The sequence below is a fragment of the Niveispirillum sp. FG148 genome (assembly GCF_057809655.1).
Window position 1 is genome coordinate 59574 of record NZ_JBMDKJ010000021.1, and the last position, 23614, is coordinate 83187.

At 64.6% G+C, this 23614-nt stretch carries 22 protein-coding genes; 6 read left to right on the plus strand and 16 right to left on the minus strand.

What is annotated here, in order from left to right; all coding sequences use genetic code 11:
- Positions 1-10 precede the first annotated feature (10 nt).
- Complete coding sequence (locus tag ACODTW_RS19710; protein WP_488947780.1) at positions 11-298, minus strand: UxaA family hydrolase; 288 nt, start codon at positions 296-298, stop codon at positions 11-13.
- A gap of 186 nt (positions 299-484) precedes the next feature.
- Here ACODTW_RS19710 and araD point away from each other — a divergent pair, with 186 nt between their 5' ends.
- Genes araD through ACODTW_RS19735 form a run of 5 tightly spaced genes read left to right on the plus strand, consistent with a single transcriptional unit; the run spans position 485 to position 5596 of the window.
- A complete protein-coding gene (araD, locus tag ACODTW_RS19715) occupies positions 485-2227 on the plus strand; it encodes an L-arabinonate dehydratase (protein ID WP_488947781.1) in 1743 nt (580 codons plus the stop codon).
- An 11-nt stretch (positions 2228-2238) separates the two neighbouring features.
- On the plus strand, positions 2239-3042 hold the full coding sequence (locus tag ACODTW_RS19720; protein ID WP_488947782.1) for an HpcH/HpaI aldolase family protein: 804 nt from the start codon (positions 2239-2241) through the stop codon (positions 3040-3042).
- A 39-nt stretch (positions 3043-3081) separates the two neighbouring features.
- Positions 3082-3975 carry an aldose 1-epimerase gene (locus tag ACODTW_RS19725; protein WP_488947783.1) on the plus strand — a complete coding sequence of 298 codons (894 nt, stop codon included), beginning with the start codon at positions 3082-3084 and terminating at the stop codon, positions 3973-3975.
- Positions 3972-4844, plus strand: a complete 873-nt coding sequence (locus ACODTW_RS19730) for an SMP-30/gluconolactonase/LRE family protein (RefSeq protein ID WP_488947784.1) — start codon at positions 3972-3974, stop codon at positions 4842-4844. The genes ACODTW_RS19725 and ACODTW_RS19730 overlap by 4 nt, the downstream gene beginning before the upstream one ends.
- Positions 4841-5596 carry an SDR family NAD(P)-dependent oxidoreductase gene (locus ACODTW_RS19735; RefSeq protein WP_488947785.1) on the plus strand — a complete coding sequence of 252 codons (756 nt, stop codon included), beginning with the start codon at positions 4841-4843 and terminating at the stop codon, positions 5594-5596. The genes ACODTW_RS19730 and ACODTW_RS19735 overlap by 4 nt, the downstream gene beginning before the upstream one ends.
- 213 nt (positions 5597-5809) lie before the next feature.
- On the opposite strand, the gene ACODTW_RS19740 is transcribed toward ACODTW_RS19735, so the two are convergent.
- The 15 genes from ACODTW_RS19740 to ACODTW_RS19810 form a co-directional block, all read right to left on the minus strand.
- Positions 5810-6640: an alpha/beta fold hydrolase gene (locus ACODTW_RS19740; protein WP_488947786.1), complete on the minus strand. Its 831-nt coding sequence runs from the start codon at positions 6638-6640 to the stop codon at positions 5810-5812.
- Between the two features lie 11 nt (positions 6641-6651).
- Entirely contained in the window at positions 6652-7416 is a 765-nt protein-coding gene (locus tag ACODTW_RS19745; RefSeq protein WP_488947787.1) for a 2-keto-4-pentenoate hydratase, read from the minus strand.
- 271 nt (positions 7417-7687) lie between these two features.
- Positions 7688-8482, minus strand: coding sequence for a 2-keto-4-pentenoate hydratase (locus ACODTW_RS19750; RefSeq protein ID WP_488947788.1), 795 nt, complete (start codon positions 8480-8482; stop codon positions 7688-7690).
- Positions 8483-8485: 3 nt separating this feature from the next.
- Positions 8486-9952: a 2-hydroxymuconic semialdehyde dehydrogenase gene (locus ACODTW_RS19755; protein WP_488947789.1), complete on the minus strand. Its 1467-nt coding sequence runs from the start codon at positions 9950-9952 to the stop codon at positions 8486-8488.
- Between the two features lie 293 nt (positions 9953-10245).
- Positions 10246-11172 carry a catechol 2,3-dioxygenase gene (locus ACODTW_RS19760; protein WP_488947790.1) on the minus strand — a complete coding sequence of 309 codons (927 nt, stop codon included), beginning with the start codon at positions 11170-11172 and terminating at the stop codon, positions 10246-10248.
- A gap of 36 nt (positions 11173-11208) precedes the next feature.
- Complete coding sequence (locus ACODTW_RS19765) at positions 11209-11640, minus strand: 2Fe-2S iron-sulfur cluster-binding protein (RefSeq protein ID WP_488947791.1); 432 nt, start codon at positions 11638-11640, stop codon at positions 11209-11211.
- Between the two features lie 4 nt (positions 11641-11644).
- A complete protein-coding gene (locus tag ACODTW_RS19770) occupies positions 11645-12706 on the minus strand; it encodes an NADH:ubiquinone reductase (Na(+)-transporting) subunit F (RefSeq protein ID WP_488947792.1) in 1062 nt (353 codons plus the stop codon).
- A gap of 7 nt (positions 12707-12713) precedes the next feature.
- A complete protein-coding gene (locus ACODTW_RS19775; RefSeq protein WP_488947793.1) occupies positions 12714-13073 on the minus strand; it encodes a phenol hydroxylase subunit P4 in 360 nt (119 codons plus the stop codon).
- Positions 13074-13307: 234 nt separating this feature from the next.
- Positions 13308-14846, minus strand: coding sequence for an aromatic/alkene/methane monooxygenase hydroxylase/oxygenase subunit alpha (locus ACODTW_RS19780; protein ID WP_488947794.1), 1539 nt, complete (start codon positions 14844-14846; stop codon positions 13308-13310).
- 29 nt (positions 14847-14875) lie between these two features.
- Positions 14876-15148: an MmoB/DmpM family protein gene (locus ACODTW_RS19785; protein WP_488947795.1), complete on the minus strand. Its 273-nt coding sequence runs from the start codon at positions 15146-15148 to the stop codon at positions 14876-14878.
- A 14-nt stretch (positions 15149-15162) separates the two neighbouring features.
- Positions 15163-16161: an aromatic/alkene monooxygenase hydroxylase subunit beta gene (locus ACODTW_RS19790; protein ID WP_488947796.1), complete on the minus strand. Its 999-nt coding sequence runs from the start codon at positions 16159-16161 to the stop codon at positions 15163-15165.
- Positions 16158-16430, minus strand: a complete 273-nt coding sequence (locus tag ACODTW_RS19795; RefSeq protein WP_488947797.1) for a phenol hydroxylase subunit — start codon at positions 16428-16430, stop codon at positions 16158-16160. The genes ACODTW_RS19790 and ACODTW_RS19795 overlap by 4 nt, the downstream gene beginning before the upstream one ends.
- A gap of 310 nt (positions 16431-16740) precedes the next feature.
- The gene (locus ACODTW_RS19800) at positions 16741-17331 is read right to left on the minus strand and encodes a 2-hydroxychromene-2-carboxylate isomerase (RefSeq protein WP_488947798.1); all 591 of its coding nucleotides are present in this window, start codon (positions 17329-17331) and stop codon (positions 16741-16743) included.
- 289 nt (positions 17332-17620) lie between these two features.
- Positions 17621-18955: a DUF1329 domain-containing protein gene (locus ACODTW_RS19805; protein WP_488947799.1), complete on the minus strand. Its 1335-nt coding sequence runs from the start codon at positions 18953-18955 to the stop codon at positions 17621-17623.
- 21 nt (positions 18956-18976) lie between these two features.
- Positions 18977-20863 (minus strand): DUF1302 family protein, encoded by a 1887-nt coding sequence (locus tag ACODTW_RS19810; protein WP_488947800.1) that lies wholly within the window; start codon positions 20861-20863, stop codon positions 18977-18979.
- A gap of 661 nt (positions 20864-21524) precedes the next feature.
- On the opposite strand from ACODTW_RS19810, the gene ACODTW_RS19815 reads away from it, so the two are divergent.
- Positions 21525-23345: a sigma 54-interacting transcriptional regulator gene (locus ACODTW_RS19815; protein WP_488947801.1), complete on the plus strand. Its 1821-nt coding sequence runs from the start codon at positions 21525-21527 to the stop codon at positions 23343-23345.
- Positions 23346-23614: the final 269 nt, after the last annotated feature.

The following is a 23614-nucleotide window of genomic DNA, read 5'->3' on the forward strand; positions in this document are numbered from 1 at the left end:
CGGGCTCCCCTTACCAGCGCTTGGTTTTCAGATTGTGGGTATGGACATGGGTGCCGGCCGCGATCGGCTGCACCACCTTGCCGATATCCTCCCCGTACTTGATGACCGTGTCGCCCACCGCGAGGTCACGGAGCGCGACCTTGTGGCCGATCTGGACGGGCTGGCTGACGGCCAGGCGGAACTCGCTGTTGTCCTCCGTCACCACGCACAGCATGTCGGTGCCGGCGGCCAATCCTTCCACGACGACGACGCCGACATTGTCGCGCCGGTCATGGACCAAAAGATGTGGTGCGCCCACAGGATCCTCCCTCATTCGTTGGCAAGTCTGAAGTCTTATATAAGACACATATGTTCACAAGGTTTGGGGCTTGGCAAGCGGGCATTTTGAAGATTTTCAGGAATGGCGGTATTCCGCCGATTTTTGCATTGACAATGGGCGATAAAGGGCTGTTCATGTCGGCGGTCTTATATAAGAGCTGGTGACATGACGAACCCGCCATCCGACCCGAAACGCCCCCTGCGCAGCGCCCGCTGGTTCGCATCTTCCGACATGCGCGGCTTTGCGCACCGGCAGCGCACGCAGCAGATGGGATTGCGCCGGGAGGAGTTCATGGACCGCCCGGTGATCGCCATCGTGAATACCTGGAGCGAGATGAGCCCCTGTCACATCCATCTGCGTGATGTGGCCGACGCGGTGAAGCGCGGGGTGCTGCGTGCCGGTGGCTATCCAGTGGAACTGCCGGCGTTGAGCGTGGGGGAGGTGATGGTGAAGCCCACCACCATGCTCTACCGCAACTTCCTGGCCATGGAGGTGGAGGAACTGCTGCGCTCCCACCCTATTGACGGGGCGGTCCTGCTGGGCGGCTGCGACAAGTCCACGCCGGGCCTGATCATGGGGGCCATCAGCGCCGGCCTGCCCGCGATCTATTGCCCGGCCGGCCCCATGGCCAACGGGCAATGGCGCGGCACCAAGACAGGGGCCGGCACCCATACCAAGAAATATTGGGATGAATTGCGGGCCGGGAACATCACGCAAGCCGACTGGCTGGACCTGGAATCGCGGATGACGCGGTCCATCGGCACCTGCAACACCATGGGCACGGCATCGACCATGACCGGCATTGTCGATGCCATGGGGCTGACGCTGCCCGGTGCCTCCTCCATCCCCGCCATCGACAGCGGGCATCGGCGGATGGCCTCGCTGTGCGGGGAGCGGATTGTGGAGATGGTGGCGGAAGACCTGACCCCGGCCAGGATCCTGACCCGCGATGCCTTCCTGAATGGTGTGGCCGCCTATATGGCGCTGGGCGGGTCGACCAATGCCGCCATCCATATGATCGCCATGGCCGGCCGGTCCGGGGTGGACCTGACCCTGGATGATCTGGCCGATGCCGCCCGGCGCATCCCGGTCTGTGCCAACCTGTTCCCGTCGGGCAATGCGCTGATGGAGGATTTCTTCTTCGCGGGCGGGCTGACGGCGCTGCTGGCCAAGCTGAAGGACCATCTGCGGCTGGATTGCCTGACCGTCACGGGCCGGACATTGGGGGAGAATATTGCCGACGCCGCCTGCTATGATGATGACATCATCCGCGACCCGACCAACCCGGTGGTGCCGCTGGAAAGGGGGGCGACGCTGGCCCTGCTGCGCGGCAATCTGTGCCCCGACGGGGCGGTGATGAAATCCAGTGCCGCCGATCCGCGTCTGCTGAACCATACCGGCCGGGCCATCGTCTTTGACAGCAATGCCGACATGCTGGCCGCCATTGATGATCCCGCGTTGGATGTGGACGCGGACAGCGTCATCATCCTGCGCCATGGCGGCCCGGTGGGCGCCCCCGGCATGCCGGAATGGGGCAATCTGCCCATTCCGAAGAAACTGCTGGCCCAGGGCGTACGCGACATGGTCCGCATCTCCGACGCCCGCATGTCGGGCACGCATTACGGCGCCTGCATCGTGCATGCGGCACCGGAGGCGGCCGTGGGCGGCCCCCTGGCGCTGGTGCGCACGGGCGACCTGATCCGGCTGGACGTGGCAGCCGGCACCCTGGACATGCTGGTGGATACTGCGGAGCTGGACCGTCGTCGCGCTGCCTGGGTGCCGCCCGCCAGCCCCTATGATCGATCCTATGCCGCCCTTTACCGCGCCCATGTCAGTCAGGCGCCCAAGGGCTGTGACTTCGACTTCCTGGCGGGCACCGCATCCGTGCCCGAACCGCCGATCTATTGAGGACACGCACCATGCATTCCCCCCTGAACCCGCTGAAGCCGCGGCTGGCCGACATTTCCCGTCTGCTGACCGGCACCTGGCTGATGTCGGGCGCGCCCAGCACGGCCGAGGCGCTGGGCCATTGCGGCTTCGATTTCCTGGTCGTGGATATGGAACATGTGCCGGTGGAGATGACCGACCTGGCCAATATCCTGCGCGCCATCGAATGCACGCCAGCGCAAGCCATCGTGCGGCTGGCCTGGAATGATCAGGTGCTGGTCAAGCGCGTGATGGATGCCGGCGCCCGCACCCTGATGTTCCCCTTTGTGGAGAATGCGGAAGAGGCGCGGGCCGCCGTGTCCTATACCCGCTATCCGCCTGACGGTGTGCGCGGCGTGGCGGCCGTACATCGCGGGTCGCGCTATGGAAGGGAGCCGGATTATCTGAAACGCGCCAATGACGCGGTGGCGGTGATCCTGCAACTGGAGACGCCGGGCGCGGTGGACAGGCTGCCCGAGATTGCCGCTGTGCCAGGGGTGGATGCCTTGTTCCTGGGGCCGGGCGATTTGTCGGCGGCCATGGGCCTGATCGGGCAGATCGGGCATGCCGATGTGCAGGCCAAGATCGCCCAGGCCGCCAGCCTTGCCCGCGCGGCGGGAAAGCCCATCGGCATTGTCGGCCCCAATCCGGACATGGTCGGGCGCTTCATCTCCTACGGCTACAGCTTCGCGGCCGTGGCGTCGGACATGGGCATGATGACGGGCCGGGCCGTGGAATGGCAGCAGGCGCTGCGCGGACAGGAAGTGGTGGCGGCGGCACCGGCGGGGCCTTATTGAAAGGGATATCGACGGCCCGTCGCCAAGGGGGAACCCGCCATGCCAAATACCACCGTCATTACCCTGTCCGCCGGCCCGATGCGGGTGGAGATCGCGCCCGGACTGGGGGCGTGCATCCTGTCCCTGACGCATGACGGCCGATCCATCCTGCGGCCGGCAACGGCGGAGATGGTGGCAGCCGGCGGGACGCGGCTTTCCGGCTGCTATCCCATGCTGCCCTTTGCCAACCGCATCGCCCATGGCCGGTTCCTGTTCGCCGGCCGCTGGCAGCAATTGCGCGCCAACGCGCCGGAGATTGTGGGGCCGCACGCGCTGCACGGATTGGGCTGGCAGCGCGCCTGGGAGGTGCTGGAGACGGGGCCCGATCGCCTGGCCCTGGGCCTGACGCACCGGCCGCAGGCCGACGGCGACTGGCCTTATGCCTTCACCGCCCGGCAGGAATTCCGCCTGTCGCCCGGCGGGTTGCAGATCGGGCTGCGGCTGGTCAATGATGAGAAGTGCAACACGCTGGCCGGCATGGGCCTGCACCCGAATTTCGTCAATACTGCCGACGCCATGCTGCGCTTTGCCGCCCTGTCGCACTGGCGGCCGGGCGGGGATGGCTTGCCAGCCACGGTGACCATGCCGCCGGACCCCGATTTCCGCCATGGCCGCCTGATTGCGGGCACGGGCCTGGACGGTGATTTCGCGGGTTGGGCCGGCATCGCCCATCTGACGGGCCTGGTGCCCGACCTGCTGGTCACGCTGAAGGCGGACCGGCTGTTCGGCACTCTGCGCGTCTTCACCCCGGAAGGCCGCGATTTCTTTGGTGTGGAGCCGGTCAGCCACGGCGCCAATGCCATCAATCAGCCGGGCCTGCCGCCCATGACCATCCTGGCACCCGGTGCCGCGCTGTCCGGCACCATCAGCATCCTTGCGGAGCCGATTGCATGACCCTGTTCACGCCCGTCCTGCCCCTGCGCTGCGCGCTGGGCGAAAGTCCCGTCTGGGACGACGCGGCCGGCATCCTGTCCTTCGTGGATATTCCCGGCCGCTGCCTGCACCGCTTTCGCCCCGCCGACGGGCGCCTGACCAGCCTGGGCCTGCCCGAACATGTGGGCTGTGCTGTGCCACTGGCGGGCGGCGGGTTCGTCGCGGCCCTGCGTACCGGCATTTTCCGCATCGGTGCCGACGGTTCCGTCGGGCCGATGTTGGCCGCCAATCCCAGTGATGCCAGCGATACAAGGTTCAATGACGGGCGCGTCGATCCATCGGGACATCTGATCGTCGGCACCATTGATGAGCCGAAAGCGGGATCGCGCGGTGCCTTGTTCCGGCTGGAACGGACGGGCCTGCGGCGACTGTTCGATGGGCTGCTGACCTCCAACGGGCTTGCCTTCTCCCCCGACGGGCGGACGATGTACCATGCCGACACGCCGCGCTTTGTCGTCCATGCCTATGATTACGATCCGGAAAGCGGGCAGGTGGCGAACAAGCGTGTGTTCGCGCAGCTTGACCCCGACGCGCCGGACCGGGGCCGGCCCGATGGGGCGGCGGTGGATGTCGATGGCTGCTACTGGACGGCGCTCTATCAGGGCGGGCGGGTGCAGCGCTACGATCCGGATGGAAGGCTGATGGCCGAATACCGGGTGCCGGCGCGGTCGCCGACCATGCCCTGCTTCGGCGGGCCCGACCGCAAGATGCTGTATGTCACCAGTGCTGCTGCCGGCAATGACGGGGCCCAGGATGGGGCCCTGTTCGCCATGCCGGTGGATGTGGCCGGCCTGCCCAGCCCGCTGTGCCGTCCGGAGACCCTGCCATGAACGCCGCCGTCCGTTATCACAGTCTGGAAGGCCGTTCGATCCTGATCACGGGCGGGGCGTCGGGCATTGGTGCCGCGATGGTGGAGGCGTTCGTGGCGCAAGGCGCCCGTACCAGCTTCATCGATATTGATGAGGCGGCCGGCAAGGCCATGGCAGCGCGCACGGGTGCCCGCTTCGCCGCCTGCGACGTGACCGACATCGCCGCGCTCCGCGCCGCCATCGCCGATATCGAACAGGCGTCCGGCGGCATCGACGCGCTGATCAACAATGCCGGCAAGGATGACCGGCAGGTTGTGGAAACTGTGGAGCCGGAAAGCTGGCGGCGCATGCTGGCGCTGAACCTGGATCACCAGTTCTTCGCCAGCCAGGCGGTGGCCCCGGCCATGATGGCGCGCGGCAGCGGCGCCATCATCATGCTGGGCAGCATTTCCTGGATGCGCGGCCGGCCGGGCATGGTCAGCTACACCACGTCCAAGGCCGCCATCAACGGTCTGACCCGGACGCTGGCCCGTGAATATGGGCCGGGCGGGGTGCGGGTGAACTGCATCGTGCCGGGCGCCATCCTGACGGACCGGCAGGCGGCGCTGTGGCTGACACCGGAGTTGAATCAGCAATTCATCGACCTGCAGGCCCTGAAATTCCGCCTGACGGCCGAGCATGTGGCGCGCATGGCCCTGTTCCTGGCATCGGACGAAAGTGCCGGCTGCACCGGTGCCAATTTCATCGTCGATGCCGGCCTGACGCAGAATTGAGTGAAGCCGCGCATACGACGCCAGCGTTTGAGGCAAATTATAGAGCCATTTCCGGGTGACCGGAAATGGCTCCGGCGGCGACCGCCGCCGCGCCGCGCGTGCGGCGTAGCCAAGCTGCCGGAGGCGGCGCCGGCGAGTGAGGAACGGCAAAGAGCTTGACCTGTTTCCGGTCATCCGGAAACAGATAAAGTGTGTGACAAGGGGTGTGTGACGTCACACGTCTGTCAGGAAATCACCCACCAGACGGGCAAAGCCGGCCGCCTGCTCGATCTGGGTCCAGTGGCCGCAGCGGCCGAAGACATGCAACTGGCTGCGGTCGATCCATTGATGCAGGTTCAGCGAACTGGATAGCGGAATGATGCGGTCGTCGCGGCCATGGATGATCAGCGTCTCATGCGGCAACGCCTTGATGGCGACCGGATCGCTGGCCAGGGCATCGACCCAGCGCTGGCGCGGGGCGGGAAACAGGGCGGCGAACGCTTCCTGTGCGCCCGGCCGCAGACTGGCCTGATAGCGCAGTTCCGCCAGTTCGTCGGTGACCAGGGTGCGGTCATAGGCGAACAGGTCCATCATCTGCCGCATGGCCTGGAAACTGGGTTGATAGCCCCAGATGCGGTCCAGCCCGTCGGTAATGGGAAAGGCCGTACCCGCCGCCCCCATCAGCACCAGCTTGCCCACCCGGTCGGGATGGGCAATGGCCATGGCCAGCGCGATGGCCCCGCCAAAACTGTTGCCGATGATATGGGCGCGGTCGATGTCGAGCGCGTCCATCAATGCTGCCAGTTGCGCCACCCAGACGGATTTGTCGCAGACCATCCGCTCTCCCCCCGGCCGTTCGCTGTAGCCGAAGCCCAGCATGTCGGGCGCGATGGTCCGCACCCGCCGGGACAATTCCGGGATGGTCAGCCACCAGTTGGCCCAGGCGGTGACGCCGGGGCCGGAGCCATGGATCAGGATGACGGGATCGCCATTGCCGTAGTCATGGTAATTGACAGCCACACCGCCGGCCAGGATGGACCGACCGATTTCGGGGGAGGGGGACATGGGTCGGCTCCTCACTTCACCGTAAAGCCCGTGGCGCCCAGATGCTGCACATCCAGCGACACGGACAGGCCGGGCGACAGGGAGTCCGCCGCCGTCGCCCCGCCGGCCAGGATGATCCAGCCCGCCTCCAGCCGTAGCCCGCTGGCCGCGACCAGGCGGGACGCCGCCGCCAGACTGCGGCCCGGATGGCCCAGGATGGCGGCGGAAGAGCCCACCTGCATCACCTTGCCGTTGAAGCGCATGACCATGCCCAGGTTTGACAGGTCGATATCCGGCCGGTTCCAGGCGCCCAGCACGAAGGAGGAGGAGCTGGAATTGTCGGCGATGACATCGGGCAGGCTGAACTTGAAGTTCCGGTATCGGCTGTCGATGATCTCCAGCGCCGGGGCCACGGCCTCCACTGCGTTCAACGCCTCCGCCATGGTCACGATCCCTTCCAGTGGGCGTTTCAGCAGGAAGGCGATTTCCGGTTCCACGCGCGGATGCACATAGCGGTCAAACTGGATCGCTTCGCCATCCTCCACCCGCATGGCGTCGGTCAGCCGGCCCCAGATGACGTCATGCACGCCCATCTGGTTCATCTTGGCCCGGCTGGTCAGGCCCATCTTCATGCCGATGATGCGCTCCCCCCGTTCCTGCCGGCGGCGGATGGACAGGGCCTGGATGGCATAGGCTTCGTCCAATCCCAGATCATGGCTGTCGGCCAGCTGCGGGATCTCGGTGGCGGTGCGCGCGGCCTCGTCCACGGTGCGGGCGAGTTCTGCCAGGAGTTTCATGGTGATGTTCCTGTTTTTTGGGGGGGCGGAATTACGGTGAAGCGGCTTCTCCCGTCCTCCCGGTGACAAACCCTTGGGCGCCAAGTTAACCCCTTGGAATAAGGTGCCTTCCCCGCGGAAGCGGGGATCCAGGGGCCACAAGCAACAACGGTTGGTGCCCCTGGCCCCTGGACCCCCGCTTGCGCGGGGGAGGCAGGGAGGGTGCAGATGGCTAAGTCAGCGCCCAGGGGCTTGTCGCCAGGAGGATGGGGGAGAGAACCTGCCCGGGCCCCTACCCGAAATGCCCCCGGACGCTGCCCAGGCCGTTGATGCGCAGCTCGATGCTGTCGCCCTTGGCGACCGGTGCCAGCGGCCCCAAAGCGCCCGACAGGACGATGTCGCCCCGCTTCAGCGGTCGGCCCACGGCCACCATCTTGCGCGCCAGCCACAGGGTCGCGGTCAGCGGGTTGCCCAGACAGGCAATGCCGGCACCGGTGGAAACCGGTTCGCCGCGCTTGTCGATGACCATGCCGCACAGGACGGGATCGAAATCCGACAGGGCAACCGGTCGCGTGCCCAGCACGAACAGGTCGGCGCTGGCATTGTCGGCAATGGTGTCCAGGATCTTGATGTTCCAGTCCTTGATGCGGCTGCCCACGATCTCGATCGCGGGCAGGGCATAATCGATGGCGTGGATGACATCGGCGATGGTCAGGCCGTCCCCATCCAGATCATCCTTCAGGGCAAAGGCGACCTCCCCCTCCACCTTGGGCTGGTGCAACTGATCAAAGGGGATTTCCTCCCCGTCGGTGAAGGCCATGTCGGCGAACAGCATGCCGTAATCCGGCTGGTCCAGGCCCAGCATGGTCTGCACGGCCCGCGAGGTGGCGCCGATCTTGCGCCCTACCAGCCGCCGCCCGCCAGCCAGCCAGTGACGCGTGTTCGCCTCCTGGATGGCATAGGCGATGGTGGGATCGTTGGTGCCCAGCGTTTCACGCAAGGGCTGGATGGGCGTGCCGCCCGCCTTGACGGCGCGCAAGCTGGCGGCTGCCGCTTCGATCTGTTCAGGGGTGATATCGGGCATCATGCCTCACAGCTTCACGCAGATGTTGGTCAGTTCGGTGTAGAATTCCAGGCCGTGGACGCCGCCCTCCCGCCCGATGCCGGACGATTTGGACCCGCCGAAGGCCGTGCGCAGGTCACGCAGGAACCAGCTGTTGACCCAGACGATGCCGGCTTCGATCCGGGCGGCGACGCGGTGGGCGCGGCTGCTATTCTCCGTCCAGACCGATGCCGCCAGCCCATATTCGGTGTCGTTGGCCCGGGCAATCACCTCTTCCTCGCTGTCGAAGGGGCTGACATGGCAGCAGGGGCCGAAAATCTCCTCCCGCATGATCGGGCTGTCATCAGACAGGCCGGTCCAGATGGTGGGCTCGATCCAGCTTCCATCGGCCAGGGCACCCGGCATTTGCGGGATGCCGCCGCCGGTGACGATGGTGGCGCCCAGGTCGCGGGCCTTCTGGTAATAGGAATGGACCTTGGCCTGATGTTCCTTGCTGATCAGCGGGCCAAAATTGGCCTGGGCATCGGAGGGCACGCCCAGGCGCAGGGCTTCGGCCCCTTCCTTCAGCCTTGCCACGAATGTGTCGAAGATCGGCCGTTCGACAAAGACCCGTTCCGTCCCCAGACAGACCTGCCCGCAATTGGCGAAGACGGACCGCAGCGTGCCTTCGATGGCCTTGTCCATGTCGGCGTCGGCAAAGATGATGCCGGGATTCTTGCCGCCCAGTTCGAAGCTGACGGGGCGCGTGCCTTCTGCGGCGGCCTTCATGATGGCCGTGCCCGTGCGGGTCTCGCCCGTGAAGGTGATGCCGTTGACGCCCTTGTGTGTGGTCAGGAATTCCCCCGCACTGCCGGGACCGAAGCCGTTGACGACATTATAGACGCCGGGTGGCACGCCGGCCGCGTTCATCACCTCGCCCAGCAAGGCTGCCGTGGCCGGTGTTTCCTCCGACGGTTTGACCACGACGGTATTGCCGCAGGCCAGCGCCGGCCCGACCTTCCAGGTCATCAGCAGCAGCGGCAGGTTCCACGGGCAGATGACCCCGATGACCCCGCGCGGACGGCGCACCCCGTAATTGACGGCCCCGGTGCCGTCCGGTGTCGGCATGGTGAAGGCTTCCGTGGGCACATTCTTGATCAGGTCGGCGAAGACCTTGAAATTGGCGGCCCCGCGCGGAATGTCGATATGGCTGGCCAGGCTTTTCGGCTTGCCCGTGTCCAGGCATTCGGCTTCCAGGAACTCCTGGAAGCGGGCCGTGACGCCGTCGGCCACACGGTGCAGGATGTCGGACCGTTCGGCCATGCTCATGCGGCCCCACGGCCCGTGCAGGGCGGCACGCGCCGCCTTCACGGCCGCATCCACATCCTGCGCATCGGCCTCCGCCACCTGGGCGATGATGCTGTTGTCGCAGGGATTGCGATCCGTAAACCAGCGGCCGGAACTGCCAGCCACGAAGGCTCCGTTGATGAAATTCAGGATGCGCCGGTCGGTCATGGCGGGGTTCCTTTGGGGGGGGGGAGGGTCGTGGGGGCCGTGTTAAGGCGCTGTCTGTTCATTTTTGGCTGACGGTTCCCTTCTCCCTCCCGTCATCCCGGCGAAAGCCGGGACCCAGGCGCAGAGCGGCGTCTGCCGCGATATTTGTCATATCGGCGCTGACCGCGCCTCACGCTGGGCCCCGGCTTTCGCCGGGGTGACGGGAGAGGAAGGGGGACATGACCGCACAAGGGGGTCCGCAACAAAATCCCCCATCCCCGGCGCTGTCGCACCGCCGGGGCCGGGGGCGTGGTTCAGGTCACCACGGTCATGAAGCGGTCGTTCAGCGCGCGCTCGTAATAGAAGATGGCCTTTCCGGCCTCGTCCGCCGTCCAGGTGCGCACGGGATTGTCGGGATAGAACTGGTAGCCGCCCGCGAACACCTCGTTCCGGTTGCCCGACGGGTCGAAGAAATAGATGGTCTGGCCGCGGGTGATGCCGTGGCGCGTGGGGCCGATATCAACCGAAACGTTGTAACGGGTCATCAGGTCGGCGGCGTGGCCGATATCATTCCAGTTTTCCAGCAAGAAACTGACATGATGCAGCTTGCCCTTGCCGGGGAAGCGGACCAGCGCCAGGTCATGCGCCTTGGTGGAGCAGGTCAGGAAGATGGCGATGGTTTCCGCCCCGTCCGGTGTCACCACCTGTTCGGTCAGGTTGAAGCCCAGCACATCGCGGAAGATGGCGGCCGTGCCGTCAATATCATCGCCATAGAGCAGGCAATGGTCGAAGCGGATGACGCGCATGCCGCGCGGTTCGGTGCGCCACAGGTCGGGATTGTCGGTCATGGGGCCATTGTCCGACCGTTCCATGCTGACATACAGGTCGATCAGATGGCCCGTCGGTGTGCCGAAGCGCACGCGCCGGCCCAGGCCCGGCTGTTCCCCGGCGGGCACGTCCTGCGTGTCGATACCGGCTTCGTGCAGCCGGCCCGTCAGGGCGATCAGCGCATCTTCGGATGCGACCTTGAAGCCCATCACATCCAGGCCCGGCTCGTCCGCCTCGCGCAGCACGATGGAATGGCGGTCGAACTCGTCATAGGCGCGCAGATACGCGCGGCCATCGCCGGCCACCTCCACCAGTTCCAGGCCGATACGGTCGCGGTAATGCACCAAGGCCTCGTCCAGATCCAGCACGCGCACCTGGGCGAAGCCGGGGCGCAGGACACCTGTCATGCTCATGATCGTTTCCTTCCCTGTTTTGTTTTGGATGTTTCCTCAAGCGCCGGGCGCCGCCATCCGGCGACTTGGCTCACGGCGCATGGGCGCAGGGCCGGCGGTCGCCGGCCTGCAGCCCTCCGGGTTGCTTTCATCACGCAGAGGTGCGGTCGTATCCGGCACCGGGTAAAGGCAATCCGGGCTGACATCGAGTGCCAGGACCAGGTCGCCGCGGGCGTAAAGCCGACAGGCCAGCGCCAGGCCGCGCGCCTTCTCGACCGGCCCCACATGACGCTTGCTCATCGGCCCCGTCTCATAGGCGCCTTCCAGCACCTGCACCCGGCAGACGCCACAGCCGCCCCCGCGGCAGCCGACGGGGATATCGGCCTGTCCGCTTCGTTCCATGGCGATCAGCACCCGGTCATCGCTTGTGCAGGTAAAGCTGCCGCCATTGTCGCGGACGGTGACGCGGTGGCGTTGGTCCTGTCCCATGGCCTCAGATCCTTTTGTAAAGCGGGCTTTTCGTGACGGTGGCGCTGTCTGCCTTGGTCACGAAGCTCTCCATATGGATGTCCTTTTCGAACAGCCGCCCCTTCATCAGGCTTCTGACGCAGGCGTCGATCATCACGGGCGGGCCGCAGAGATAGGCCTTCATGCCCTTGAAGCTGCTGTTGAAATGGCGCTCCGCTACCTCATGCACAAAGCCGCGCTCGCCTTCCCAGCCATCGCCTTCGGACCCCTGGCAGGTGGCCGGGATATAGGTGAAGTTGGCGTGCCGGCGGGCCAGTTCGTGTAGCAGGACGCCGTCATAGGCGTCGCAGCTCCTGCGCACGCCGTGGATCAGCGTGATGGGGCCGATCCAGCCGCCAGCCAGCAGGTCCAGCACCATGCTTTTCGGGCTGGACAGGCCCGACCCGCCGGCCAGGAACAGCATCGGTTCCGGCTGGGATTTGTGGACATGGAACCGGCCCAGTGGCCCGGACAGGTCCAGCCGGTCGCCGACCGCCAGACGCTCGTGGATATAGGTCGTGCCCACCCCACCCGGCACCCGGCGGACCTGCAATTCCAGCAAGGTCGGATCGGAAGGGGCCGACGCGATGGAGAAGGCGCGCGGCTCCTCCAGTCCCGGCAGGCGCAGGTTGACATATTGCCCGGCCTGGAAGGGCAGGCCCGCACCCGGCACGCGCAGCCAGACGGCCTTGATATCGGGTGTCAGGTCGGCGATGGCCTCTACCGTCGCGGTCACGTCCTGCACGGGGTGATGCTCGGCGTCGGGGTCCACCTCCACATCCGCCTCGATGGTGACGTCGGACAGGGCCCTGGCACAGCAGGCCAGCGTGCGGCCTTCCTCCCGTTCGAAATCCATCAGGGCAAAGGGGCTGGACGCGGCGTGGTCGACATCGCCATCCAGCACGGCCACCTTGCAGGTGCCACAGAGCCCGTGGTTGCACTGGTAGGGCAGGTAGATGCCGTTGCGCAGGCAGGCATCCAGCAGCGTCTGGCCTTCCGCCACCTCGATGGTTTCGCCCAGCGGCTCGATGGTCAGTTGGTAACCCATGACAGCCTCAGGCGTGGGAGCCGTTGATGCCGGTCAGGCCCCGCGTGCGCAGGACCAGCACCGATTTGTGCCCGATGCCCTGCGCCTTCAGACCCTGGGCCGGGTCCGGCGTGAAGGGCGCGCCGTCCAGCTTCCATTCCGCCTTGGCCCAGTCGATGGCGGCAAAGTCCGGATGCTGGGCATAGGCCGCCGGCACGATCTGGTCGTGGAAGGCGGCAAAGGGCATTTCGGGCGGCAGCGGAAAGGCCACCGGTGCGCAGAACAGCAGATGATCTTCCCAATGCAGGTAGACGACCTGGTTTCCGTGGAAATTCTCCAGCCGGTCCTTGGGCTGGAATTCGTAAGGGCCGATCGCGGCAACCGCCATGGCAAACCTCCCCTGTCGGCCGCCCGCAGTGGGGGCGGCCGTTGATGATTGTGTGGTATTTCCGTCGCCGCCGATCCGCCTTTTCCCGTCATCCCGGCGAAAGCCGGGACCCAGGGGCCAGAAGCTCAAAGCTGTCGGCAGTGTCGATCAAAACAGCGCATAGGTCGGGCGCTTGGCCCCTGGGTCCCGGCTTTCGCCGGGATGACGGAGAAGAAGCCAGGCCAACGCCCCCCCTCACCCCGACGCCTTCCCGCGATCCTTGGTCCAGGCGTCCCACAGCTGCTGGTCGGGGGAGCCTTCGTAATCCAGATTGTCGGCGCCATTGTTCAGATGGTACCAGGCCAGCACGTCGGGGATGGTGGCCCCGCCGCAATTGCCCTGGAAGATCTGGTGAACGGGCAGCCAAGACTGGATGTATTTCTCCGGCTCGTCCTTGAAGATGTCGCAGCAGCCGTCAGAGCAGAAATGATAGGTCTCGCCCTTGTACTCGGCCCGGCGGAAGCAGATCTTGGTTGGATCGTCCGGCTCCGTAAACAGCATGGGGATCTGGCAGACGGTGCAAAGCTGGGGCAGGCTGTTATTGTAGAAGCGCTTACCTTCCTCCTGCTGTTTCTGCCAGTACTCGAAGCGCGGGCGGTACAGCTTGTCGAAGGTGTCCGGGTATTTCTCCGACAGCCAGGCCAGTTCGTCCGGCTTCGGCACCCAGGTGTGGAAGGCCGCGGCCTGGGTGTAGTTGTAGAAGGTGCACCAGGCCTCATGGCTCAGGCGTGATTTTTCCTTAGCCGCCACGTCGGCATATTTCGGCTCGCGGATGCCATAGCGGGCCAGATCCTTGAACAGGGCGCCGCCGGCTTCCTCGAAATACATTTCCCAGGCTTCCGACCAGGACATGACGCGCTTGGGCAGCATGTAATCCATCATCATGGCGACGATGGTCAGCAGCCGGTAGCCACGCCAGAACCATTTATCGATCCATTTCTGGACGATGGGCACATTGCCTTCGTCCTGCTCCAGCATGAACTTGATGATCTCCAGCCCCAGCGTCATGTGCCGGCTCTCATCGCTCTGCGCTGAAAAGCCGAAGGTGACCGTGGCCATGTCGCCATTAAAGGCGGCACCCGACATGAAGGGCACGAACAGCAGGTTGGTCAGCACATATTCAAAGCTGAAGCTGATCGCCGTCAGGAATTCGAACGGCCCGGCGCTGGACGCATCGTCGAAGAAGCTTTTCGGCACCGACAGGTACCAGACGCGGTCATGCATGTGCCGGCTGTCATGCAGCCCGTCGAAGAATTTGTTGTAGTGGCTGATCGTATGGATCTGCGTCTGGGCGTGGCGCAGCTCGTCAATGGCCTGCATCTGACAGGCCACGCGCGGGCCGGCGCCGACGAAATGGCGGCCGACCTGGGCATATCCCCGATGGGCCATATATTCCAGGGGCGACACGCCCGTCAGGAACAGCTTGATGGCGTTGATGTAACGCGCATCCGTGATGTTCATCTGCCCGTTATTCTGGGCAAAGCTGTCGATCACGGCATAGAGCTTGCGCTCCTTCTCCGCCTGATATTTCCAGTAGGCGTCCATGGTCAGGCGGAACGGGTCTTCCCAGGCGTCCCAGTCATGGATCTTGATGCCTTCGTAATCGGCGAACGGGAACACCTTGCTCATCGGCTGATAGGTGGTTTCCCAGCCCAGGCCGCGGGTCAGGTGCGCGTAACGCTCCTTCAGCCCCAGCTTGCGGGCGGCCTTCGGGTCCTTCAACAGCGTCGTCATGGATGATGCCTCTGTCGGGATGGGTGGGATCAGTTCTTCCAGGCGATGATGATGCGCTCGTCATCCTCATCGACATTGCCGGCCAGGCTGATGATGCTGAGCTGCAGCTCCTGCAGGTCGTAATCGCGGCCCAACTGCGCCTCGACGCTGTCGCGGCGGATTTCCAGCCGGCCGGGGCAGTTGATCTTGGTCAGCGATGGCATGCTGCTGACGCTGGCTTCCGGATTGTCGCCCAGGATGGCCGTGGTGATGGCCCGGCCCTCGTCCGTGTTCTGAAGCGTGATGGAAACATTCTGCGCCATGGGGCGATCCTTCCTTAAACCGCGAGGCCGATTTTGCGGGCGCGGGTGTCCAGCGCCTGACGGATCTCCGCCAGCGCCGTCACCCCGTCGCAGCCCAGCACATGTTCTGCCAGCGGCAGCAGGGCGTCCTGTGCGCGGGTGGCCCAGGCGGCGTACCAGCCGGACAGAAGCTGTTTGTTGGCGTCATTTTCCGCCGCCACGCGCTTGATGACGGCATCGACCCATTTGGCATTGTCATCCTGCCAGTCGACCATGAACTCGGTCAGCATCGACAGGCCCTGGGCGCCGTGGCGCTGGCCGGCCGCGTCGAAGCGGGCATAGACCAGCGGATAGACCATGCCATCCATGGACAGGTTCTGTGCCACCAGCATTTCAAACCAGTCGGACAGGACGAAACTGTCCTCCACCATGCGGCGCACGCCCTGCCAGACGGGATCGTCCAGCCAGGCCTTTTTCGCTTCCGACAGGGTTGAACCGGAATTGCCGTCCATCACCAGGCCGACGCGGCTGATGATCTGGGCGATGCCCAGCCGGTCCATGGTGATGAACTGGGTCGCCTCGGTGATCGCGGCACCATAGCCGACGGCCGTGATCTCTGAATTGTTCATGTTGGCGCCCCATTCGTAATGACGCAGGGGCAGCAGATAGAGCCGGACCATCTCCGCCCATGGGGCGTCGATGTTGGACAGCAACGCCCGCTTTTCGACGAAGCTGAAATTCTTTTCCGTCGCTTCCATCATCCGCGACCGGGCGATGGTGTAGGAACCATAGTAAAGCTGACGCGGATCGCGCGGCGCGTACCAGTCTTCCATGGTGATGGAGGTGCGCGACTTGTCGAACAGTTCATATTGCGGGGCCCAGGTGGGGCGGTAATGGAAGTTCGCCTCGGGCTGCATGTCGTACATCGACTCTTCATAGCGCGAGGCGGGGCGGTCGGCGCCCAGCCGGCGCGCGACATTGGCAAAGGTCTGCCGCCGCTGCTGAAGGGCGGTGGTCTTGATCTCCAGGCTCATGCCGGGCTCCTGACGGGTTCGGATGATGCGGGATAGCGGGCGGAAAGAAGGGCGAAGCCGGCGGCGGCTTCACCCTCCACCACCATCTCGGCCGCGTTTGCGACGCGGAATTCGCGGAAGGCCGGCATGGGCAGCACCAGCTCCACCGTCAGGTCGGGATCGCCGATGGTGAAATCGAACAGCACGAAGGACCCGCGTGTGCCGGTCACACGGACGCGGCGCTTGGAAATATCGATAAGTGGCGGGTCAGCCGGCGTGGCACTGGCCATGAACATTCCCTCCCTGAAGGGGACCGCCCCTGGTCATCCCCACCGTCCTGGCGGTGGTGGCCCTCTTTCCCTTGGGGTTGGGACGGGGCGGGGTCGGCATCTGCATCCTGTTTCGCAAGGCCCGTGCCAGAGACGGGGGGCAACGGGCACTTGCGGTCAGAATTTATAAGATATTGATATGTATGGAACTATTAGGCCTTTTCGGCGGGGTGGCCGGGGCCGGTTTCTCTGTTGCCCCGGCCATGCCTGCCGGCTTGATCTTTCGGTGAAGCTGGCCTATCGGACCGATTGATCATTTCATCAAGGGCGATCACAGCTTCGCCAGACGCAGCTCTCGCAGATGCTCTTCCAGGAAGTCCACGCGGTCATTGCCCCAGAAGACCTGATCGCCGACGACGAAACTGGGCACACCGATGACGCCTTGATCGAATGCCAGCTCGCTGTTGCGGGCCAGGGTGGCGGCGGATGCCGGATCATCCAGCGTGGCGGCCAGTTCCGCCCGGTCCAGGCCGATGGCGGCCCCGACATCCAGCACGATGTCGCGCTGTCCGATATCCATGCCTTCGGCCCATTCCTTGCGCATCATCTCCACGATATAGGGACGCAGCAGCCCGCGCTGATCCGCCAGCAGGGAACCGTAGCCGGCCAAGGTCGGCTCGGTGGTCGGCGGCGGCGGGTTCAGCGGCACGCCCAGCCGCCGGGCCCAGCGGGCCAGATCCTGCCGGACCAGCGGGATTTTCACCTTGGCCCGTTCCGGCGGCGACCGCCCGTCCCAGCCACCGAGCGGCCGCCAGACAATATTGACATGATACTTGTCCAAGACTGGCCACAGCGTCTTGGAGACGAGATAGCAATAGGGGCTGCGGAAGTTGAAATAGAAGATCACATCGGTGGGGGTCATGGGGGGCTCCGGTTTGGGAGAGGGGGGCGATTTCCCATCCTCTCTCCCGTCATCCCGGCGAAAGCCGGGACCCAGCGCAGAGCGGCGTCTGCCGCGATATGGACTTATATCGGCGCTGACCGCGCCTCACGCTGGGCCCCGGCTTTCGCCGGGGTGACGGGAGAGAAGGGGAGAAAGCGACGGCGTGTCGAAACGCTGGCCGACATCGAAAACAAAAGCCGGACCGGCGGTCGCCCGTCGGTCCGGCAAGGGGGCCGGCGGCTGGATGGGGACCGCCTGGGCGGGAGGATTACCTTCCTTCGGCGCGCATGTTCTGGACGTTGAACATGTTGGCCGGCGACAGTTTGGGATCGACCTGGCCCTTGAACTGGCCTGTCGTGCAATGGCCCGACAGCACATCGATCATGCTGAAACTGTCATCGATGGCCACGCCCGTGCCCTTGTTCACGGCCAGATGATGGTCGGGATGGGACTTGCCGATGGTCCAGGACTTCCACAGGTCGCCCTTCCGGTCATAGATCAGCGTGCGTTGGATGGTCATGGCCTGGGCGTCGATATGGAAAACGCGCTTTGAAATCGGGTGGGCGGGGTCCACCGGTTCGGCTTCCAGCACATAGGTCTTGCGCAACTGCCAGGTGATGTTGGGGAAACAGCCGCCCTTGCCGCCGAAATCGACATATTGATACCCGTCCGGGTCCTTGATGTCGGTCGCCAGCTTCAGGTCGTTATGGTTGTAGAAGGGCAGAAGCATCATCTTCGTGCCCTTGTAGGTCCATTTCATGTCGGCGATGCGGCCGTTATAGCCCTCGAAATCCTCGATCATCAGATCGGAGCCCAGGAAGGCGTCAGTCACCTGACCCGTGGCCAGACGGCGCACGCGGCGCTGGAAGCCCAGATACAGCCAGGCATCGTCGCGCTTGCCATCATCCTCGTAGCGCAGGATCAGCAACTGGGTGTTCTTCAGATCACCCGGTTCCAGCACCTGCACATAGATGCCGCGGAAGATGTTGGACGGATTGTCGGGCAGGTCGGGCAGCGGCGACTGGTCGACGCGATGCTTGAAGTTCAGGAAGTGGAAGTTGAACTTGATCTCGCGCTCAATGGCGCCGGAGCTCAGGTTCTTGAAGCGCCAGTAGAAGGGGTAGATGGCGGCGCTGTCCCCCCAGTTATAGCCGTGCTTGTAATTCCAGGCCAGTTTCTGTCCGGCCAGCGGGTCCTTGGGGTCGGGGTCGGCGGGGAAGGGCCGGCCGGCGACATAGCCGGACAGGTTGCCATCCTGGCCGATGGTCACCTTGCCCACATTCTGTTCCGACGCCTTCACATAGGAGGCGGGCAATGGGAAGTCGGTGGTGGCGCCGACCGTGACCTCCACCCAGCCATCCTTGATGAACTGGTACATGGCCGGGTCCAGATAATCCTTGGCCGCGTCCACATTGCCCTTGTTGATGACCAGACCGGGCGTGATGCCGGGAACCTGCGGCATGCCCTTCTTGTAGGGAAAGAAGCTTTCCTGAAGGTCCTGCGCATTCTGGGCGTCGGCCGTGCCGCCGATGGCCAGGGTGCAGAGCGCCACACCGACCGCTGCGGTCATGCGCAGGGTGCGGGCGAATTTCATCGCTTTCATCTTTGATCCTCCCAGGAATGCTCAGAACCGGTAACGGACGGTCAGTTGGACTTCGTCTTCGCGCTGCGCCATGCCGATGGGGCCGGAGCGGAAGCGGCCCAGCGGCTCGAACCCGCCCAGGCCGATGGAACCGGGCGCCCCGCCCGCATGCAGCGGCGTGGCGGTAAAAGGCGGGAACGGGTTGCAGGACCGGCAATCGTCGAAGGTGCGGATGCCCTTGCCGACCTTGAAATTGCCGCCCAGCACGACCTGCCAGCTGTCATTGATCAGCCAGTCGACGGACGGCGCGATGGCGGCGGCCTTGGCCTTGAAGTCATAGGCCGTGATGATCTGCGGCGACAGGCGGTCGTTCAGGTAGAAGCCCTTGATCAGCAGGGTACCGATCCAGCTGTTCTTCCAATCCGGCATGCCCATCGGGCCCAGCGGCCCCTGTTCCAGTTCATGATCCAGCAGATGCTGACCGAAGATCTGGCCGGAGATCAGGAAGGACCGCGTCGGGTTCAGGAAGGGGATGAAGGTCTGGCGGTCGATGCCGACGACATAGCGGATGACATCGCTGCTGCTGAACAGGCGCGGCCGCAGGGTGTTGGCGAACTCCTCCCCCGTCGTATAGGCGAATTCCATGCGCACGGCCGATTTCAGGCTGTCGACATAGAAATCCAGCGAGGTGCCATAGAGATCGACCTTGGGAAAGTCGATGTCGAAGGCGATCAGATAGGGCCAGGCCTGCGCCTCCACCCCCGGCGTGAAGGCATTGTCGGCCGGGATGCCGCCGCGCAGCGTGGGCAACTGGGCGCGGGTGTGCAGATAATTGAAGCTGAAGCCCACGCTCTGGAACACGCCTTCGACCTTGCCGCCGAACTGCGTATCATCCAGGCTCCATTTCGGCAGATTGGCCTGGCGGATGCCGATGACATGGGACGGGAAGTCGGTCGCCAGATTGCCATTGGCGAAGTTCGACACGGTGCAGCCATTATCCCAGCAATTCTTCATGCCGCGGAAGAAGCTGCCGGCATCCAGGATCGTATAGGGCGTGCCCGCCTGACCGATATTGGACGGTCGGAACTTGTCGAAATTCCAGACGAATTGCAGGTTCAGATCGTCAAAGGGACCGGTGCCGCCCATACGGTATTCGGCCGTCGCGATCCATTGCGGGATGCGGATATCCTCCAGCTCGTCATAGATGTTGTTGCGGCTGTAATCGACGGGGTTGATGACATCCAGCACGCGGAACAGGTCGGTGCGGCCCCAGACCACCTGCTGGCGGCCGATGCGCACGCCCAGTTCCTCGGCCCCACCCACATCCCAGGCGGCGTCGACATAGGCTTCGCGCAGGAAATCCAGCCGCTTGTTGAATTCCGGATAGCGCAGGTCGTTCAGGCTGTAATCCAGATAACCTGGAATGCAGCCGCGGCTATCCACGTCACAGGGGCGCACCGGTACGCCGAAACTGACGCCACCATTGGCGTCATGCAGCGGCTGGCCCAGCACGATCATGCCGTCATTGGGATTCTTGGTCAGGTTGATGGGGCCGGCGGGCAGCGGGATGCCGCCGCCATGGGGCACGGATTTCCCCATGGCCACGCTTTCCAGCAGGATCGACCCGCCGGCATTTTCGCCGAAACGGGTGTCGCGCAGGTCATAGACCGCGTCGTAGCTGCCGCGCAGGATGGCGTTGAAGGACAGGCGGCTGAACCGGCCCGTCGGTTCGAAATCCTTCTGGATTTCGATCTGTGCCGTGGTGCGGGCCTTCACCAGCCCATCATCCTTGCGCACATGGGTTACGTTCTCGACGAAGCCGCCGACATCCGCGTCCTCGGCAAAGGCGCCGGCGGGTACGGCCAGCGCCGTCGCGGAAAGCAGCAGGCCGGCCAGTTGGCGGCTCATCAAACCCCTGATCTTGGGCATGTCTCCCTGTCCCCCTTTTATGCGGGCGCAAAGGCCCGTTGACGTCACCGCCTGGTCATGGGCGGACGCCTGGTTTCAACGGCAAGGCACTGGGCCGCGCGGCACCCGGCTGGGTGGTGCGGCGGGATCGCTACCGGGTAAGCGGGTTCTGTGGCTGGATGTGCATGTTTCCCCCTGTTCGAAGGCGGATGGATGGGCTGTCCCCCATCCGTCGTTGCCTTGGTCGGCCGCCGCCGGTTCATCCGTGCGATCGGGCCTTTGATCCCGGCATGCGTAGGCCGGGTGCCGGCGCATATCGCAATCACCGTGCCAGCCACGATCGGGTGCTCGCATGGCCCGTGGTTTGCACCAGGAAGGACAGGCCGGAAGGCCAGGAACGGCCTGCGCTTGACCATTGCTTTCAACAGGGCGGAAGCGGGCGCGGGTGGATGGAAAACGGGTGGATGGACGCGACCGTGGATCACCAATTGATCAATTGGCAAAAGTGCGGCGCCGTCATGATGAATGATTTCATCATGACGCAGCGCAGCGCGTGCGACGCACCATCCATCCCCGACGAAGGACAGTCCGGTCACGGTTCGATTGGCGATTGCCAGCCGGTCGGCCCCGACATACGCTTTGATGACAGAGGCGCCAAAGAAGCGCCCTTGGGAGGAACCATATGGCCGACAAGCAGGCGGGTAACCTGCGCGGTGGCGGCATCATCCGCCCTACCGACGCGGTTGGGAAATGCGGCACACAGGTCTTTGATCAGTTCGATCTGCCGGACATTGAGGATCTGGCCAGCCGGCTGCGCTTTTCCCCCAAGAAGGGGCGCATCTGGCTGGACAATAACCGCATGATCCTGATGCATACACGCGCCCTTGGTGCGCTGCGCCGGGAGCTGGTGGAAACACTGGGCATGTCGGCGGCGCGCGCCCTGCTGATCCGCATGGGCTATGCGTCCGGTGCCCAGGATGCGGAACTGGCCGTGAAGGTGCGCGGCAAGGCCAGCTTCACCGATTTCTTTCTGGTTGGCCCGCAATTGCATGCCCTGGAAGGCATCGTGAATGTGGAGCCGATCCGGCTGGAAAGCGACAGCGCCACCGGCCATTTCTATGGAGAGTTCCTGTGGCACGACAGTGCCGAGGACGAGGTCCATATCGAGAATTTCGGCTTCGGGTCGGAGAATGTCTGCTGGATGCAGCAGGGCTACGCCTCTGGCTACACGTCGGTTTTCGTGGGCCGGCCCGTGCTGTTCCGGGAGGTGGAATGCCGGGCCACCGGGGCGGCCGCCTGCCGTATCATCGGTAAACCCGTTTCGGAATGGGACATCACGGAGGATGAGCTGCGTTATCTGCAGCCCCAGGCCTTCGCCAACCGTGACAAGCTGTCCGTATCCAATGCGACGGCGCGGGGGGGACCCGCCAGCACCCTGCCGGCGCCGGCAGGGGAGGCACCGCCGGCTTCTGAAAAGCAGCTTGTCGGCGCATCCGCCGGCTTCAACATGGTCTGCCACATGCTGGAAAAGGTGGCGGGCACCAATGCCACCGTTCTGCTGCTGGGCGAAAGCGGGGTGGGCAAGGAGCTGTTCGCCCAGACCCTGCATCGCATTTCCAAGCGCAGCACGGGCCCGTTCGTGGCCATCAATTGTGCCGCCATTCCCGAACATCTGATCGAAAGCGAGCTGTTCGGGGTGGAGAAGGGCGCCTTCACCGGCGCCACCGAAAGCCGGGCCGGCCGCTTTGAACGCGCCCATGGCGGCACCCTGTTCCTGGACGAGATCGGGACCCTGACCCTGCAGGCCCAGGGCAAGCTGCTGCGTGCCCTTCAGGAAGGGGAGGTGGAGCGTGTGGGCGACCGCAAAAGCCGCAAGGTCGATGTGCGCGTCGTGACCGCCACCAATATCAATCTGCGCGACTGTGCCCGGCGCGGCACCTTCCGCGAGGATCTGTTCTTCCGCCTGAATGTCTTTCCCATCCAGATCCCGCCGCTGCGCGACCGCCGCGCCGATATCCCGTTGCTGATGGACCATTTCCTGACGCGTTTCCGCACGCGGCACGGCAAGCACATCACCGGCTTCACCCAGCGCGCCATCAACGGCCTGTTCTCCTATGACTGGCCAGGCAATATCCGCGAGTTGGAAAACATGATCGAGCGCGGGGTAATCCTGGCCTCGGATGGGGAGGCGATCGATCTCTGCCACCTGTTCACCTCTGGCGAGATGGTCAGCGGATCGGTGCTGGCCATGTCGGGAGAGGGTTTCCTGAACACCTCCCAAGCGGCGACGCGCGAACCCGCCAACAAGACGCCGCTTCCCAACGCGGGGGCCGATGACCTGATCGACACGCTACTGGGTTCCGGCACCTCGCTGGACGATCTGGAGGAGCGGCTGCTGCATGCCGCCGTGGAGCGTGCGCAGGGCAATATCTCCGAGGCAGCCCGCATGCTGGGCATCACGCGGCCACAGCTGGCCTATCGGCTGAAGCGCAAGGTGATTTGAAGGGTCGGGTCCACGCCGGCGCCTTCACCAAATCATCACCCGCTTTCATCTACCGGGGCCGCTTTCGATGAAATCATCAAGGCGGCCCCGGTCCATCCGCCGGGAAGCCTGGATTTCCGGCCCTGGCATGCAGGTTGCTAATCTTTTCCTTACCGAAGAAGCGCCCCACCCGCAGCAGGGGCGGCAATAGTCCGGGACCGGGACGGCCATCGCGCCGCCCGCGACCCGTGCGTAAGGGGGAAATCCAAAAATGTGCGACGCGCCTTTCG

What these genes read in the sequence shown, in the direction of transcription:
- ACODTW_RS19750 (WP_488947788.1), bottom strand. Translation starts at nt 8,482, where the DNA reads ATGATGCCCGATATCACCCCTGAACAGATCGAAGCGGCAGCCGCCAGC.
- ACODTW_RS19780 (WP_488947794.1), bottom strand. Translation starts at nt 14,846, where the DNA reads ATGACGACGCTGTTGAAGGACCCGAAGGCCGCCCGCAAGCTGGGGCTG.
- ACODTW_RS19720 (WP_488947782.1), top strand. Translation starts at nt 2,239, where the DNA reads ATGCATTCCCCCCTGAACCCGCTGAAGCCGCGGCTGGCCGACATTTCC.
- ACODTW_RS19735 (WP_488947785.1), top strand. Translation starts at nt 4,841, where the DNA reads ATGAACGCCGCCGTCCGTTATCACAGTCTGGAAGGCCGTTCGATCCTG.
- ACODTW_RS19755 (WP_488947789.1), bottom strand. Translation starts at nt 9,952, where the DNA reads ATGACCGACCGGCGCATCCTGAATTTCATCAACGGAGCCTTCGTGGCT.
- ACODTW_RS19745 (WP_488947787.1), bottom strand. Translation starts at nt 7,416, where the DNA reads ATGAAACTCCTGGCAGAACTCGCCCGCACCGTGGACGAGGCCGCGCGC.
- ACODTW_RS19800 (WP_488947798.1), bottom strand. Translation starts at nt 17,331, where the DNA reads ATGACCCCCACCGATGTGATCTTCTATTTCAACTTCCGCAGCCCCTAT.
- ACODTW_RS19805 (WP_488947799.1), bottom strand. Translation starts at nt 18,955, where the DNA reads ATGAAAGCGATGAAATTCGCCCGCACCCTGCGCATGACCGCAGCGGTC.
- ACODTW_RS19815 (WP_488947801.1), top strand. Translation starts at nt 21,525, where the DNA reads ATGGCCGACAAGCAGGCGGGTAACCTGCGCGGTGGCGGCATCATCCGC.
- ACODTW_RS19775 (WP_488947793.1), bottom strand. Translation starts at nt 13,073, where the DNA reads ATGGCGGTTGCCGCGATCGGCCCTTACGAATTCCAGCCCAAGGACCGG.
- ACODTW_RS19740 (WP_488947786.1), bottom strand. Translation starts at nt 6,640, where the DNA reads ATGTCCCCCTCCCCCGAAATCGGTCGGTCCATCCTGGCCGGCGGTGTG.
- ACODTW_RS19790 (WP_488947796.1), bottom strand. Translation starts at nt 16,161, where the DNA reads ATGAGCCTGGAGATCAAGACCACCGCCCTTCAGCAGCGGCGGCAGACC.
- ACODTW_RS19725 (WP_488947783.1), top strand. Translation starts at nt 3,082, where the DNA reads ATGCCAAATACCACCGTCATTACCCTGTCCGCCGGCCCGATGCGGGTG.
- ACODTW_RS19770 (WP_488947792.1), bottom strand. Translation starts at nt 12,706, where the DNA reads ATGGGTTACCAACTGACCATCGAGCCGCTGGGCGAAACCATCGAGGTG.
- ACODTW_RS19760 (WP_488947790.1), bottom strand. Translation starts at nt 11,172, where the DNA reads ATGAGCATGACAGGTGTCCTGCGCCCCGGCTTCGCCCAGGTGCGCGTG.
- ACODTW_RS19795 (WP_488947797.1), bottom strand. Translation starts at nt 16,430, where the DNA reads ATGGCCAGTGCCACGCCGGCTGACCCGCCACTTATCGATATTTCCAAG.
- araD (WP_488947781.1), top strand. Translation starts at nt 485, where the DNA reads ATGACGAACCCGCCATCCGACCCGAAACGCCCCCTGCGCAGCGCCCGC.
- ACODTW_RS19810 (WP_488947800.1), bottom strand. Translation starts at nt 20,863, where the DNA reads ATGCCCAAGATCAGGGGTTTGATGAGCCGCCAACTGGCCGGCCTGCTG.
- ACODTW_RS19730 (WP_488947784.1), top strand. Translation starts at nt 3,972, where the DNA reads ATGACCCTGTTCACGCCCGTCCTGCCCCTGCGCTGCGCGCTGGGCGAA.
- ACODTW_RS19785 (WP_488947795.1), bottom strand. Translation starts at nt 15,148, where the DNA reads ATGGCGCAGAATGTTTCCATCACGCTTCAGAACACGGACGAGGGCCGG.
- ACODTW_RS19765 (WP_488947791.1), bottom strand. Translation starts at nt 11,640, where the DNA reads ATGGGACAGGACCAACGCCACCGCGTCACCGTCCGCGACAATGGCGGC.